The following is a 14,300-nucleotide window of genomic DNA, read 5'->3' on the forward strand; positions in this document are numbered from 1 at the left end:
CATGGTCGTCTTTGCCATGCAGGGCGATTATGGGAGTGTTCAACAATTAGCGCTCGCGTGCTCAGGAATGAGCGTCATGCTGCTCAGTATATTGCGGAACAGCGCTCAGGAATTGGCGTAGGAATCAGTCTTCACAGTTTTGAAGGGAAGGGAGCAGTTCCTCTATGCTTTTTGCGGTATCCAACGCCTCTTCATTTATGGTGTAGTGGCTCATCGTCTCAAACAGGTTTTGCTGGATAATACTGGATAACACACTGAGCGCGTCCGTCATAAGGAATGCGTGTGCAGACGTGAGAACAAGCGTCGTTAGCAGACTATCACCTTTTCCCTCACAGGAACACTGAATCGGCGGGAGCGATCCGTGAATCCAAGGTCTGTCGAAATCTCGCTCTATACCTCCCTCGGGGTTCTTGTGCCAGGCACGAGCATGCCGCACAACCTGCACTATATCGTACGCGGTTTGGCCTCGATCGTTGGTATGCTCGTTCCAGATGCCAAGGCTTGCGCTTAGGGGCATGCTACTCAGCTCGGGGAGAACGTACTCTCTCATGCGGAGCCAAGCCTCCCTGCGGACGCTCTTTTTCAGGTTGTATTCTTCGGGCGCCGGCGACAGCATTCTAAGCTCCCATTCGATGTGGTCATACTGTCCTACCCAGATGCGAGAGTAGGTATCGAGCGCATTCATCAAGATACTCACTTCGTCGTTTTCTAGGACAACCTCTGCTAGGCACGGCTTCGGAACGGATACCTTCATCCATTCGGCTCGTGAGATTACTTCTTCGACATGCTCCTCGGGGAGATGAATGCAGCTTACGACATCTCTTCCAAAGTGGCTTTTGCCTCGGTACCAGATGCTTTCGTTGAACGGCACGATAAACAGCTCGTCTTCGCCCAGGAGAGCGCGGACAACATCATTCGCATCTGAGAGATAGACGGGTGTTCCGGTTTCGTTCAGGTGATGCCAGATTCGAGCCATGTCAGTGGAACACCACGTGACAGAGCCGAAAAGCGACAGCAGCCAACCTGCTTCGTCGGGTTTGGGGTAGAGGTAAACACGAGAGATACTCGGGCCGGCAATAATCTCAAACGTATGGTTGAAGAAATGATCTCCGCTGTACAGATCTCTGAAAGCTTCAGGAGAGTCTTGATCCATGGTGAGGATAACCTGATCGCGGGCATCTCCAAAACGCTCGTACCAGGCGCGTCCGTCTTCTGGAGGAGCCGCGCTCCATAACCCCTCTGAGTCGTTATGGTAACCGGCGGCTATATAAGCGCCTTTCAGTATCTTGAAATAGTCACGAGCGCAAAGGCTGGGGATACGGGGAATGCTTTCCTTTTCCTGTTGTCCCTTCAGTTCCGTCGCAAGCACTCGTGCTTCATCATCGCTCATTTTCGCGTCATCATAGCAGTCATCCTTGCCACATATTGCCCAATAATCCGAACGCTTAATAAAGCCATGTCGGCAGCGCATAGGAAGCTCATTGTTCAGGTATTCCTCGTAGTCTTCATGACAAGCTCTTTCCAAGACGAGCCCGATACTTGCGCGCAGTTTCCTGAGGGTTTCGCTAAGACAAGGATCCTCCCAGACATCTTCCTTCCCTTTCGCAACCTCTAACACGACCCGTTCGTCGATGATCAAAATCATCCAGTCGTCTTCGGCATTGGAGGTTATTCTATGCCAGTATGTTTCATCGGGGAAGCGCCACTGCCAATCTTCGAGACGGCGGGCATTGACTGTTTCTGTCGGCTCGTCATAGAGTTCCTCGTAGTCTCTGTACTCATCGACCGTCAACCAATCATCTGGTTCTCCACGTTTGACGCAAAACCAAAGGCTACGCACACGGGAGTTTTTTTCTTTCGGACAGAACGACTCCATCATCCGAAGGATGTCGCAAGCTATACGCCATTCCGCCCCACGACCGAAGGGGTGGTTTCCCATACTACGCCATGTGATATTGTCGATGTCTGCTTCGCAGAGATATGATGTCATGAGTGCTCCTGCTCTTCTTTTGTGGAAACCTACACGGAGAACTGGGTTTTGCGGCCATAGGGCCGCCCATAGAATTTGTGTGTCTACACTTTCGGCGGAAACAGCTGCTGAATATGCTGCACCGATGCGAAGCCTTCATCAATAGTTGGCACCTCGAACTCCTCGAGATAGGTTGCTAAAGCTGCCTTAGCATGAGGTGAGTCTGGATTGTCGGGGTGCGCCGCATTCCAGCTAGCCACGTCGCTCTCGTCATAACGAACGTAGGTTTCCAAGTCCGGCAAGGAATAGAAGCAGCTGATTCGTACATCTGGTCGCACCGTACGCACCGCATTGATATACATAGGCCGACGCCTAGCTTTCACGAGCGTATGACGCAGAATGACTTTGCGATGGTGTCGCAGCGCCTCAATAAGCTCTTTCTCGCAAATCAGGTAAGAGTCCCATATGGTGCAGCTGCGCTTTTGAATCTCGTGCAGGTCGATCACCGCATAACCAGACAAGTTCTCTCTTATGAACGTGAGCTTGCCCGAACAAGGCGGACCTATGACAAATACGACATCCTCGGCTTCGATGACGTTCATACCGCCTCTTTTCGTAGGTAAAGACAGCGCCAAAGCGTAGCGCGCTATCCTCGTAAAACAATAACTTGTTGACTATTATAAAGTAAATTACTTGAGTTACAATTATTTTAAGTAAATATAAGTAAATTGTCGTAATCATGGATAGACAGGCTTGAAAGGATCCTTCTCTGCGTGTCGGATTGCAAGACATCACGGCGGCTCTCGTTGACGGCGGGCTTGCTGGGATACCTCATAGCTGTGTAGAGATCGCCTATCGGTTCATGCGCACTGCACCTCTGCGGACAGTCACCTGAAGGTTATGCGCACGGCGAGCGCGAGCACATAGTCGCTTCAGAAACCCCTTTACAGCTCGATGACGTGTGGCTCGACGTCGGGGTCGTGGTTGGCGAGCGATTCAACACACAGGGGAGATGACCCTCTACTCTCTCTCCCGCGTGCGCTGTGCGGCGAAAAAGGGGGCTGCTTTTGTTTTACAAGTAGCTTTCCAGATACTCCGGCAGATAGGATCGAAGCATAGGGAGTGCGAAATCGAAGCGGTTGCGCCCTGTTTCGACGATGACGCCCTGTTCCAGCAGTCGTCTTCGATAGGTGGAGACGTGGGCGCTGCCCTTGCCGAGCACGTGCGCGATCTGGGATGAGCTAGCTCGCCTTTCATGCTCTATCGACAATCAGGAAGCAGTCCTTCCCTTTTCGTTTGGCCTCGTATAAGGCCGCATCCGTCTGTCGGTACAGTTCGCTCTCTACGGTCTTCTCCGAGATGAAGGACGCACCTGCGCTGACGGACAATCCCTCACCGGGATATTCTGCCTCGAAGGCCTCCCGCACCCGATCGGTAAACTTGCGCAGCATCCCCTCCGCTGCGGCGACGGTAAGAGGACGGCTTACGAATACGGCAAACTCGTCTCCACCAAGCCGGGCTGTAATGTCACCGCTGCGGTTGAAGAATTCATCCAGCTGCCGCGCAAAGCTTATCAGAGCAATATCCCCCTCCGGGTGACCAAACTTGTCGTTGATCTGCTTAAAGTTGTCCAGATCCATGATAATCAGCAGGCCCTGTCCGGGGTGCGCGGCCGTCGCCTGCTTCACCGCCTGCTGAAATCCCGAGCGGTTGTGCAGACCGGTGAGGCTGTCAGTTCTTTCTCGGATACCCATGAGCGCAATCTGCTTGGCCGAGCGGAAAGTGACCAGCACCAGAAGCAAGCAGGCTACCAAGGACACCCCCGCCATAATAGCCATGATTCGATCCAGATTTCGCAAAGCATCTCCACTGCTCATGCAGGTAACGAAATACCAGTCCATCGCTTCAATGTAGATGATGTTGGTGATGTAGCTGCCGTCTTCCCCCTGGACTTCCTGCTGACCGGTCCGGTCTTGCGCAATCAGATGGTCAACGTTTTGATACAGTAGGGTATTTTCCTCGCCGCTCAACGGCTGTCCCACTATAGAGGCGTCCGAATTGGCCAGGATAATCCGACTCTGGCCAGTAACAAAGAAAGCATAGCTGATATTGTCGCCCGTGATATCGGCAACCACCTTGGAGGCGTAGTCCAGGTAGACGTCCGCCGCTACCACGCTTTCCACCGGACCGTTGTTAACCCGCGCGGAAGCGCTGACGCACACCTCTCCTGTCATCACATCCACATAGGGCTCCCCGAAGCCGAAGTGATCCCGCGTCAGTCCCTCCCGATACCAATTCCGCTGTGCTGGAACATAGTCTGCATCCGGAACCCATCCGGAAGAGTCAAAGTAGTTTCCCTGCAAGTCTCCCCAGTACAAGCCATAGGGGTAGGCCTCATGACTGGGGTAGGAAGTTCCCATCAGTTCGAAGACCTTGGGATCGTCCATCCCCACCTGCTCAATCATATCTTTATAGATGTCCAGCTCACCGAGAATTTGCTCAGCCCATACGCCCACCGCTTCCGCGCCGCTCTGAGACTGAAGAGCCAACTTCTCTTTGGAAAGATCCATAACCTCCTGCTGGACCAGCAGGAAAAGCGTAGTAAGCAACGGGATTACGATGATCATAACGGAACAAATCAGCCTGAAGCCAACGCCGGAAATCTTCGCTTTCTTTTCCATATGCAGCAGCTTCTCTTTCCCGTTCATACATCTCTTAGAAAATCACTGCTCCATTATATATAAATCTATCAGAGGGCTGACAAATAGAATTAGTCTCTTGCGGAATAACGGGCCCATATACGAGCATTCCGCGTTCCTTGCAAAAAGTAGCCGCAACTTACCGTTGCGACGGTTTATCCCCCTTTTCTACGTTTTCCCAACCGGATATTCACAGGTACCCGAAAAGGGTTCAGGGGCTTTTTCGCACTTGCTAGGATGAGCTTCAATTTGAAACGACGCGAACGATCGGGCGAAAGCCACAAACGGCAACACAACCTGTTAACGCAACCTGTTGTTAGGCAGAAAGACGACCCGCCCGACATGCGGCGCGTTGTTTCGAAGCGGATACGAGCAAATTGACACCTATCAGGAGGTACACCATGAATCCGTTCAACGAAAAACCCAGCAAGTCGATACTCGAGATGGTCCCCACCTTAAAAGAGCTCTCTCCCAAACCCTACAACAAGTTAGAGACAGACCCCTATACGAAAGCTCGCGTCATCCTGATGAACGGCATTGAGGTAGAGGCCGCGCTTTTCGGACACAATTTCCATCGCCACTGCGTCGACAACGACCTTCGACGCGAGATAGCGCTGTGCCGCCGCATGGAGCAAATGCAGCAGAAGAGCATCAATTGGCTCAGCCCGTCTGACGAAACGCCGCTTGAAACCACAATTAGCTACGAACAGCTAGCCGTTGACCTGACAGCATGGCTGGCCATGCACGAGCCCGACCCTTACGCCAAAGCGTGCATGGACTTCGCCCTTCTTGAAGACTTCGATCACCTATACCGCTACGCCAACCTGCTGAAAGCCGACGAGGACATTCCTACCCACAAGTTGACACTCGACACGATCGAAATCACACCGGGGCGCCCCACCATCGCGCATCACCGTCACCCGTCCGACACGGTACGTCGCGCTGCCAACGCGAAGGTTGCCGACATCCGCACGATGATCAACACCATGACACTAACCGCTGGCGAACAGCAAACTATGAACTTCTACATGAACATCGGAAACACCGCTCCCGAGGGAGTCTCTCGTGACCTCTTCCTGGAGATAGGCATGGTGGAGGAACAGCACGTAACCCAGTACGGCGCGCTTCTTGATCCCACCATGACATGGTTGGAAAACCTGCTGTTGCATGAGTATGTTGAAAGCTATCTCTACTATTCCTTCTCCCAATTTGAGACGGACCCCTCTATCAAGAAGATTTGGGAAAACTGCTTCGAGCAAGAGGTAGCACACCTTCACAAGGCCTGCGAACTGCTGTTCAAGTACGAGGGGAAGGAGTGGCAGCAGGTACTTCCCACCGGCGAGTACCCCGATCTCCTTGATCTTAAGCCCACAAAAGAGTACGTGCGCGAAGTGCTGGCGAAAACGGTAGCCAACACGGCAGACAAAGAGGACTTCGTCGATGTGAGCAATCTTCCCGAGAATCACGAGTTCTTCGTCTGGAACGATCAGGTGAACGGTCGGGTGCAAGATGTCCCGAGCCATGTCGTTATCCGCGAACAAATTGACCAGAACAGCGAAGACTATCGCTACGAAGACGCCGAAAGCGCCGTTTTTGCGCTACGCGACCGCACGAAGGACAACACCTCCCTCGGCCGCAAGCAGGAGAAATAGTGTGTGCCTTGCTGCCAACCTAACGGCAGCAACGAAACAGACGTGGAACTTAGGCACGCTTTATGGGGGCCGTAAAACGCCCCCTTTTTGCCGCTTGAATGGGATGCCGAATGTATCGAAAAGCGTCGTTTCGAAAACGTAAGCGAAAGCGGAACCGTAAGCTACGATGTCTCTGTGGTCTTTAGTACCATGCGACACAGCTTGGAGATGGGCATTTGAAGTCGTTGACCCATTCGAGCGTTCCATTCTTGCCTATTGCGAAGATAACCACGTTGCTCGTCAGTTGGTTGGCGACGGCCATGAAAGCGCCATCGGGGCTCATGCAAAAGTATCTCGGTCCGGCTCCCCCGGTCCAGTAACACTCAATGCGCTCTAAGCGGCAGTTCTCTGCATCGAAGCGAAATGCGGTTATGGTGTCCACTCCCCGGACGGATGCATACAAATACTTGCCGTCGGGCGTGAACTCCAGATGCGCAGCAAGGCTTGGAACAGCGCTTGTTTCATGCGCGCCTTCAACGGCATCTTGCGCCCCAGCGATCAGGTCGTATGCGGCAACAGCGTCCCATGTCCTCTTGTTGGCGCCAATGTGATACAGAATAACTTCGCAAGACAGCTCACAAATCACGGCGGCAAACGGCTTTGTCGGGTGATACGCAAGAATGCGCGGCCCCGATCCTAAAGGTGCTTCAACTATCGCACTCGGCACTGTTTCGAACAGCGCCGTCGTCGATTCGGCGTCTTCTTGATTGGTGTTTTTTTGAACTGCTTCGCATCCATACGCACGAGATGCCTGAAAGTCGCTCGGATGGCTTGCATGATACCTGCTGTCGATCCAACGACTCACCATCGGCGCGCCCTTACTGCTGGTAATCTCCCCGTTTTCGCCAAGTTCGTATATGACTATACAGTCAAGCCCCAAATCGACGGCTGCAAGTAATTCGGTTCCCGGCACAAAGCTCAGGCTGTGTACATGTGCCGCGAGTTGTCTGTCGAAATTGGGTTCGTCGAAGTCGCGCCGTTGCCCATGACCATAATGCTTTACCACGGGAAGGACCTTATCCAACGATCCATCCGACCTGATACGGCAACTCATAAGGGAACCCGACTGATAGTTGGCACCATAAAGGCAGCCCCTGGTCGGATGCTTCAACACATAACAGGTCGCTTCTTCGCCACCAACCTCGGCTGTGTTGAGAAGACTAATGGAAACGACAGGGGTCTTTCCCTCTTCGCCAGCATTATCTTGCTCGATAATGTATGCAGCCAGTCGTCCGCATTCAGAACTCTCACTGGCTGCATACACGTACGGCTTTTCGATTATCGAAAAGGATGGGCTCTGAACTCCGGTAAGCGAGCCTCTGCTTTCGATTGTTCTTCCGCCGTCACGCACCCGGAATAGATGCATGCCGGGCGAATCCGGCGCGTCGGAATAACCACTCACAAGAAGCCCGTACTCCTTCTTGTCTATGCTACGGGCAGCATCGCTTCTTTTCGGCACGCTCTTTGCAGCGGGGGTTACAGTTCCATCATCGCACCCCATGAGCGTACCTCATTACGAAAACTCTCGCGCAATTTCAAGCTCGTCGAGCACACGCAACTTGGTGTAGACGGGCTTGCTGAATATCTTGTCCCACATCGCGATAAGGGGGCCTGCGCAGAAAGCAGCTATCAGCGTGAAAAGACCCAGCGGTCCGCCTGCAATCCAAGCAAGAATAAGGAACAAGACGTCTTGCCCTATGCGCACGTAGGCGTATTTCACCTGCGGAAGGAACCTGCTGCGGATAGCGGGCGCTATAGCGTCGTAGGGAGAAACGCCCATACCTGTACGCAAATAGCTGCTGATACCAAGCGTGAACAGCAGCGTCCCTGCAACAAGGTAGATGCCCATAACAATAATATTGCCATCGGGCGCGGGTAATACCGATAGCGGCACTTTAAAAAAGTCGATGAGATACCCCACGGCAACCATATTAATAATCGTTCCAAGGCCGATCAGCCACTTGTCCATGAAGAATATGGCTACAAGGATAACTGCGTTAACAATAAGCTGAAACGTTCCGAAATTCACGCCGAGGCTTCCCGAGAATCCCATGTTCATTGCAGTGAAAGGATCGACACCAACGCTACCCATTTGGCATACCGCAATACCCAGCGACAAGAATACGATACCTACGCAGGAGAATAGCAGCTTCCGCGGCAAGTTGTATGTGTTGCGCAAATCCATCCACTTACCCTTGTCGCTGGGCAAATGCGATGTGTTGGACGAATGCAATGTGTCAGTCGTCGCCATTTCAGTCACCTAACCTTCTCCATTAGCGAAGCAGCTTCCGTATCCTAGTCCTCCGTCGATATTGATAGAGGTTCCCGTGATGTATCCGCTCGCTTCGTTGCTTGCCAGAAATGCTGCAATGCTTGCAACTTCCGCAACTCCCCCCACCCGTCCAATCGGAATCATAGACACGGTATTCTCGTATAGATCCTTGTTTGCGAAACGCTGCTCGTTAATCGGCGTGTTAATAGCGCCAGGAGAAATAGCGTTAACGCGAATGACCTGCTCACCGTTAGAATCGGCAGAAACATACCCGTATTCACTCCCGAGCGTCTGTACCAGTGCAGTTGCCGCAAACTTGGAGCAAGTATATGCAGCATACGTACCCCACGGAATGTGGTCATGACAGCTTGACATAACGATTACGTTCATCGACCGGTCGTTTTCTATCGCGTAATTGATCATATCACGGGCCCCAATGAAAACACCGGTAAGGTTGACGCTTATCTGCTTGTTCCAGTCGTCAAGCGTGACCTTATGCGTGGGGGATTGGATTTCAATACCTGCATTGCATACCCAAACATCAACCCCACCAAAATGGTCGATAGCGGCATCGAGAAGCTTTTTGTTTCCTTCTTCGGTGCAAATGTCTGCTTGGACAACGATGGCCCGAATTCCCTCTCCTTCTTTTTCTGCGGTTTCGTTGAAAGCGTCGGACGTGTCCTGCCCGTCATCACAACCAAATCCGATTGCAGCATCGTTGTACTTCGCTGCGAGGTTGCAGGCCTCTCCAATATGCGAATGGTAGTTGATGACAACGTTCATCCCTTCATCCAGAAATCTTTTGGCGATTCCTTGTCCAAGCCCCGTTGCTGCTCCGGTGATTACAGCAGTCTTGCCTTTAAGATCGGAATACATCGCGGTATCCTTCCTCTACTTGACGCTTAAGGATAGGCTGATTAAAGACAAACCTCCAAAATGTGAGGCCTACCAGCCCGCTGCGCCATTTCCTTCCGACAGAATAAAGGCAAGGCAGGGAATTGGGAATCTGAGAGACACACCTTTGATACACAGTTATTCTATTGTTGCGATTTCGCTACGTTTCACCGTGCTTATATGCGGAAGGAAAGCCCGACAAAACCGCGTCAAGAATATCTTGACGGCTGGAAAACAGCTGACTTGGTCAACGCTACAACTCGCGACTTTCGTAGAGCTTAAGCGATACAAATGCGGAAACGCTTAGGGCAATAGCGGAAAGAACAACGAGTACAGCGCAGATAACGGTCACACCCGCAGACGTATTCAAAAGCTCCAGAATCGAAGTGATAGCGTCGAGTCCAGGAATTCCGTTATCGAACAAACCACTATTGGCAAGGAAAATCACCGGCAAAATGAACAGCAAAACAATAACAGTGGGAAGATATTGTGTCGCTTTGGTCTGACCGAGTTTGAAGTAAACAGGAGCTACAACAGAAGCAACCGTTGCGCCGATAAACATACAGAGTGCTGTGGAAAATGCCATGCCGTACGTAGCCTCGCTGTCGAGCACAAGCTTGGCTGCAAGATTATTCGGCAATACCCCCATCGCGGCAAGTCCGCTCACAAGAAACGCAGCCGCAAGCCCTATAACCATACCGCTTAGACCAAGGACAACAATAGCGCCGTAACGGCCAAGCACCACGTCGCGCCGCGAAAGCGGCATCGTAAGCCGGAATCGCCCCCAGTCGTTCTGCTCGTCGTAGGCCGCCGCCGCCATTACACCCATCATAAAGAACATCGTAGTGATAACCGACGGCGCAACAAGCACAGTCTGCATGCCTACGCCAACAAGAACGGAAACAAGAAGACCAAGGCCCAAAAGCTGAATTCCATAATCGCGGAAAATGGTAAGTTCAATAAGGAATGCGCGCTTCATTTACCGTACACCGCCTTTCAGAATGAATGCCATATAGTCGTCGATAGTCATGCGGTCAACCGGTATTTCGGGGAAGCTTTTGGCAAAGACGAACCGGTCAGGCACCAGCAGGTCGATGCCGTACTCGTGATGCAGGCAACGCAGATCGGAGCTTAAAACAACGCCTGATGCTGCCACACGTTCGAAATCCGCTTTTCGACAACGCGCAATGCCCGCCTCGTCAGTAATCTCGTCTTTTGGCTTATCAAAAACAATGCGCCCGTCGTCGATACATACAATACGGTCGGCAATGCGCTCAAGGTCTGAGGTAATGTGGCTACTCATAAGGATGGCGCGCCCGGGTTCAGCCATAAAGTCTCGCAGACGGTCTAAGGCTTCATCGCGCGCCATAGGGTCAAGCCCCGCTGTGGCCTCATCTAAGATAAGCACCTGCGGGTGATGTGCGAGTGCACAGGCCAAAGAGAGCTTCATGCCCATGCCACGCGAAAGGTCCTTCACGCGTTTGTCCACAGAAAGCCCCAGGTCGGCAATGAGTTTCGAGAAATATTGCGCATCCCACGTGGTATAGGCGTGCGCGTGGATACGTTCCACATCTGCGATCTTTACATGTCCGGGAAACGACATCGCATCAAACACCACACCAATGCGTTCCTTAGTTGCAGCACCAGAAGGCCGTGTGAGTTTGTCGCTTAAAGTGCCGAGTATGCTTGCCTCGCCGCCATCAATTCCAATAACGCCGAGAAGCGCCTTGATGGTGGTTGACTTGCCAGCGCCGTTTTGTCCGACAAAGCCCACAACCTCGCCCTCGCCGACACTGAGATTAACCTCCTTCAGCGAGAATCCGTCGTAGTGCTTGGTAAGCCCGCGGGCCTCAATGAGGGGGCCACTAGAGATTACGTTTGCCATGGTTTTCCCTTTCGCGTGCGCTCCTTCGAACGCGTTATTCCAGTACTAAGTTAAACATCTCGCACAGCTCATCGTTAGAAAGGCCTATTGCGCGGCCGCGCTCAACCGCGCGCGCAAGAAGCCCCTCAACTTCGCGCAGCTGCTCCTCTCGAATAAGTTCGGCGTTGCCACCCGACACATAGCTACCTTTACCCTGCACCGTATTAATAAGACCATCGCGCTCAAGGTCGGTATAGGCACGTTTGGTGGTAATAGCGCTCACGCGCAGGCTATTGGCTAGTGTTCGAATTGAGGGGAGCTGCTCGCCCTCAGCAAGCTGGCCGTTAAGGATCGCAGCTTTTATTTGATCCTCGATCTGCTCATATATTGGCTTGCTACTCGCGTTGGAGATGATGATGTCCAAATTTCGTATCCTTCCTGCCCGCCCTCGGGCGTCCCCGCAAGGGCCTGCCACCTTCGGGGCGTCCCCCTTGGCGGCTCTGGGAGAGCGCGAACGTCTTCGCCCTTTCCCGTCGGACATACTGTATATATCCGATAACTACAGTATATACTCACCTATACACATTGCAAGAGGTTATTTGTCATTTTGTAAGATGCACGAAGTCACATCAGCTTTAGTCTTCGATACCCGTTTGGGTAATACAAAACGCAGCATAAAGAGGAAGACTCCGCAGAAGTGCGCCCGACTCGCCCACGGGCTCGATGCCAAAGTTGGCTTCCGATAGCCGAATCGCATAGGGAGCATGTCCTTCTTCCATAAACTTGCGCAGGCTTTTCGCCTTGACATTTCGTGCCGACTTCACTTCAACGGGAATAATCTGCGCACGGCGATTCTGAATAACAAAATCTATCTCCCCGTTCCCCACTTTACCGAAAGGCATCCAATAGAATGTCTTCACCCCATTGGCTGTTAGCGCTTGCATAACGTAGTTCTCCGCCAATGCCCCCCGAAAATCGGAGGCCAGCGTCGAGCGCAACTCATCATCAAGAAATAGCGCAGCGTCGATACCGAACTTAAAGAACATGAGACCCGTGTCTGCGACGTACACCTTAAAATAGCTTCCTTCCTCGTCGTTGAAAGGCGCAAGGGGAGCCCGATCATCACGAGTCAGATCGTTGATTGTCACAATTCCTGCGGCATTAAGCCACTCCAGAGGCTCAAGCAAACGCTCACGGCGGCCGCCACGCACAACTTCAGCATATTTAAACTTCTTCGTTGACGCCCGTAAAAGCTGTTTGGGCAGGCTATCCCAGATTCGCTTAGCCGATATACCACTGATACCGTTATCCGGATCGGTCATATCGGCAGTATAGGTTCCGTTTATTTCTGCCTGGATTTCGACAGCTGAGACAAAGGTCATATCCTGACGATAGACATCTAAAACCTTCGGCATACCGCCCAGCACCAAGTATCGACGATACAACTCAAGGGCTCGATCATGTCGCACATAGGGTCTCCCCGTAACCGCATGAGCCCGAATATCACTGGCCATAGCGTGTTCTCCGAGCGCCCAAAGGTACTCCTCAAAATCGAGAGGTTGGAGCTCAAGCTGAACCACATCCGAAGGGAACGGTAGGTGTCGACGCTTCGTAGTAACCCCCAGCAAGCTGCCTGTCGCAAGCACACGCCACGACGATCCGGCAAAGAAGCGGAGTGAATTAAGAGCCTGCTCGCAAAGCTGTATTTCATCCAGAATAATAAGCGTTGTTTCGGGTCGAATTGCGGTGCCCTTGTATTCGGAAATGCGCGCGACTAGTCCGTCAACATCGTCAGTAGGCCAATCGAACAGCGCGCTCGCACGTACCAAGTCCGTTTGGAAATCGAGTTTGACAAATCCATCCTCAAACAGCTCGCGTCCCATATATTCCGCGAGAACCGTTTTTCCAACTCTTCGGGCACCCTGAATAAGCAGTGGGCGTGAGCCAGTATTTTGAGCCCACCTGCGCACTGCACCTTCAAGCTTGCGCTTCATATAATTCATCGGGCACCTCCACCACCGCGAACTCTTTTACCCCATTATACCCGTGCTAGCAAATTTCGTGTACAAGCTGTACACGAAATTCCGGAATTTCGTGTACAGCTTGTACACGAAATTGTATTTTCGAGGGATAACGCATCGAAATCTATGGTGTTCAGTAGACGCCGGGGAAATTGGCTGGAGTTAGATATTTCTTAAAAAGGACAAGGGGTGTTGCCACATCATACAAGCTTGCAGGCTACAGCTCCCCACAATCACAGCCATCGTGTCTCTTCTCGTTTCTCAGAAGCTTCATGAGCGCATCTGCATCCCAAGATTCTCCAAACACAGCCACATTGAAACCAAGTCCCACCGCTAGCGATTCAACAAGCTGCGCCGTAGCGGCAACACTATCTGTGGGAATACGACAATAAACGACGGCTTCCTCGATGCTTTTCAACCACACCTTCAGCATCTCGGAATAGCGCTCACGTACGTTTTCGTTTCTCATCGCAAGCGCGGCCATATTAAGGTCGGCAACCATCGCAGCACGCCCTGTCGCTGCCTCCAGCGTAACAGTGGTAATAAATGCCGCCAAATTGCCTACCGTCATTCCTTGTGCTTCTTCGAGCGGCAATTCCTTCAAAGCGTCCAAGAACGCATCTCCTTTGAGAAACGGAGAGGCCTCGCAATATGCCAGCAGGAAATCCTCCTTACTGCCAAAGTAGGTATACAAGGCACTGTACGACACCCCCGCTTCTTCTGCGATAGCACGGGTAGTGATAGATTCGTAGGTTTTCTTTTGCATGAGCCCCGAAAATGCGTCGAACAGCTTCGCGCGCATTTGCTCTGGCGGAGTGTGTTTAGTCATTAGCATCCTTAAAAAAGTTTTGACTTATCAAATTCGAAACATTGACAAACGCAAGTTTACC

The 14,300-nt window shown here is 52.1% G+C and carries 13 protein-coding genes; 1 reads left to right on the forward strand and 12 read right to left on the reverse strand.

Annotated elements, in window-relative coordinates; all coding sequences use genetic code 11:
* Positions 1 to 124: 124 nt before the first annotated feature.
* From G7Y43_RS07120 to G7Y43_RS07135, 4 genes are all read right to left on the reverse strand, one after another.
* Positions 125 to 1,990: a hypothetical protein gene (locus G7Y43_RS07120; RefSeq protein ID WP_165045512.1), complete on the reverse strand. Its 1,866-nt coding sequence runs from the start codon at positions 1,988 to 1,990 to the stop codon at positions 125 to 127.
* Positions 1,991 to 2,073: 83 nt separating this feature from the next.
* A complete protein-coding gene (locus G7Y43_RS07125; protein WP_165045514.1) occupies positions 2,074 to 2,571 on the reverse strand; it encodes an AAA family ATPase in 498 nt (165 codons plus the stop codon).
* Between the two features lie 470 nt (positions 2,572 to 3,041).
* Positions 3,042 to 3,239, reverse strand: coding sequence for a hypothetical protein (locus G7Y43_RS10605; protein WP_206215102.1), 198 nt, complete (start codon positions 3,237 to 3,239; stop codon positions 3,042 to 3,044).
* On the reverse strand, positions 3,223 to 4,650 hold the full coding sequence (locus tag G7Y43_RS07135; RefSeq protein ID WP_165045516.1) for a sensor domain-containing diguanylate cyclase: 1,428 nt from the start codon (positions 4,648 to 4,650) through the stop codon (positions 3,223 to 3,225). The genes G7Y43_RS10605 and G7Y43_RS07135 overlap by 17 nt, the downstream gene beginning before the upstream one ends.
* Before the next feature lie 419 nt (positions 4,651 to 5,069).
* Here G7Y43_RS07135 and G7Y43_RS07140 point away from each other — a divergent pair, with 419 nt between their 5' ends.
* Positions 5,070 to 6,320, forward strand: coding sequence for a hypothetical protein (locus G7Y43_RS07140; protein ID WP_165045518.1), 1,251 nt, complete (start codon positions 5,070 to 5,072; stop codon positions 6,318 to 6,320).
* A gap of 181 nt (positions 6,321 to 6,501) precedes the next feature.
* Here G7Y43_RS07140 and G7Y43_RS07145 read toward each other — a convergent pair whose 3' ends face one another.
* The 8 genes from G7Y43_RS07145 to G7Y43_RS07180 all read right to left on the reverse strand — a co-directional run bounded on the left by G7Y43_RS07145 (position 6,502) and on the right by G7Y43_RS07180 (position 14,239).
* Positions 6,502 to 7,860, reverse strand: coding sequence for a beta-propeller fold lactonase family protein (locus tag G7Y43_RS07145; protein WP_165045520.1), 1,359 nt, complete (start codon positions 7,858 to 7,860; stop codon positions 6,502 to 6,504).
* Between the two features lie 12 nt (positions 7,861 to 7,872).
* Entirely contained in the window at positions 7,873 to 8,610 is a 738-nt protein-coding gene (locus tag G7Y43_RS07150; RefSeq protein ID WP_241158191.1) for a hypothetical protein, read from the reverse strand.
* A gap of 9 nt (positions 8,611 to 8,619) precedes the next feature.
* On the reverse strand, positions 8,620 to 9,507 hold the full coding sequence (locus G7Y43_RS07155; protein ID WP_165045522.1) for an SDR family oxidoreductase: 888 nt from the start codon (positions 9,505 to 9,507) through the stop codon (positions 8,620 to 8,622).
* Positions 9,508 to 9,778: 271 nt separating this feature from the next.
* Positions 9,779 to 10,504: an ABC-2 transporter permease gene (locus tag G7Y43_RS07160; protein WP_165045524.1), complete on the reverse strand. Its 726-nt coding sequence runs from the start codon at positions 10,502 to 10,504 to the stop codon at positions 9,779 to 9,781.
* Entirely contained in the window at positions 10,505 to 11,410 is a 906-nt protein-coding gene (locus G7Y43_RS07165) for an ABC transporter ATP-binding protein (RefSeq protein WP_165045526.1), read from the reverse strand.
* Between the two features lie 34 nt (positions 11,411 to 11,444).
* Complete coding sequence (locus G7Y43_RS07170) at positions 11,445 to 11,813, reverse strand: GntR family transcriptional regulator (protein WP_165045528.1); 369 nt, start codon at positions 11,811 to 11,813, stop codon at positions 11,445 to 11,447.
* A gap of 211 nt (positions 11,814 to 12,024) precedes the next feature.
* Positions 12,025 to 13,392, reverse strand: coding sequence for an ATP-binding protein (locus G7Y43_RS07175; protein WP_165045530.1), 1,368 nt, complete (start codon positions 13,390 to 13,392; stop codon positions 12,025 to 12,027).
* 235 nt (positions 13,393 to 13,627) lie between these two features.
* Positions 13,628 to 14,239 (reverse strand): TetR/AcrR family transcriptional regulator, encoded by a 612-nt coding sequence (locus G7Y43_RS07180; protein ID WP_165045532.1) that lies wholly within the window; start codon positions 14,237 to 14,239, stop codon positions 13,628 to 13,630.
* Positions 14,240 to 14,300: the final 61 nt, after the last annotated feature.

Source organism: Adlercreutzia sp. ZJ138, assembly GCF_011038935.1.
In the GTDB taxonomy this organism is placed as follows: domain Bacteria; phylum Actinomycetota; class Coriobacteriia; order Coriobacteriales; family Eggerthellaceae; genus ZJ141.